The sequence below is a fragment of the Mesorhizobium sp. M1A.F.Ca.IN.020.06.1.1 genome, assembly GCF_004023265.1.
In the GTDB taxonomy this organism is placed as follows: domain Bacteria; phylum Pseudomonadota; class Alphaproteobacteria; order Rhizobiales; family Rhizobiaceae; genus Mesorhizobium.
This window is the reverse complement of sequence record NZ_RZSR01001541.1, coordinates 1-789: the sequence shown is the minus strand read 5'-3', so window position 1 is coordinate 789 and position 789 is coordinate 1. Positions and strand designations below refer to the sequence as shown.

At 62.9% G+C, this 789-nt stretch carries 1 protein-coding gene; it reads left to right on the top strand.

Features of this window, described 5'->3' with window-relative positions:
• The coding region (gene virB11 / locus EOA60_RS35410; protein WP_128312753.1) for a P-type DNA transfer ATPase VirB11 at positions 1 to 789 on the top strand (789 nt) is incomplete at both ends.

The following is a 789-nucleotide window of genomic DNA, read 5'->3' as shown; positions in this document are numbered from 1 at the left end:
TTCGGCCACCAACCAGGTCGTCAACGAAGTCACGCCGGTCCTGTCGGCAGCACTCCCGTCGGGCGAGCGCTTTCAATGCGTGCTGCCGCCGGCAGCCCCTGATGGCGGCGCGATCTCCATCCGCAAGCAAGTCATCATGGATATGACCCTTGGCGACTACGCCAAGATGGGCGCCTTCGAACAGACCGCGATGGGCAGTGGCCTGGCGCTCTCGGCCGAAGAAAGGCAGCTCGCCGAGATGCTGCATGACACCTCGCCGTTGGAATTTCTGCAACACGCGGTGCGCAATCGGATTTCGCTCATTGTCTCCGGCGGCACGTCGACGGGCAAGACGACCTTCCTCAATGCGTTGTTGAAGATCATCCCCTCTCATGAGCGCATCATAACCATCGAGGATACGCGCGAACTCAAGCCGGCGACGCAAAACACCGTCACGCTGCTTGCCTCGAAAGGCGACCAGGGCCTTGCCAGGGTTACGCCGCAACAGCTTCTCGAGGCATCGCTGCGCATGCGGCCCGACCGGCTGCTGCTCGGCGAGCTTCGCGGTGCCGAGACATTTTCCTTCCTGCAAGCCATCAACACCGGCCATCCCGGTTCGCTGACAACCGTTCACGCCAATTCCGCCCGCTCGGCCTATGAGCGCCTGGCCCTCATGGTCATGCAAAGCAATGTCGGGCTCTCCCGCAGCGAGATCCTCGACTACCTGCGCGAGGTGATCCCAGTCGTCGTGCAGATGGTGCGCGGCGACTGGGATCACCTCGCGCAGGTAGTCGAGGATCTCGCTGCGGG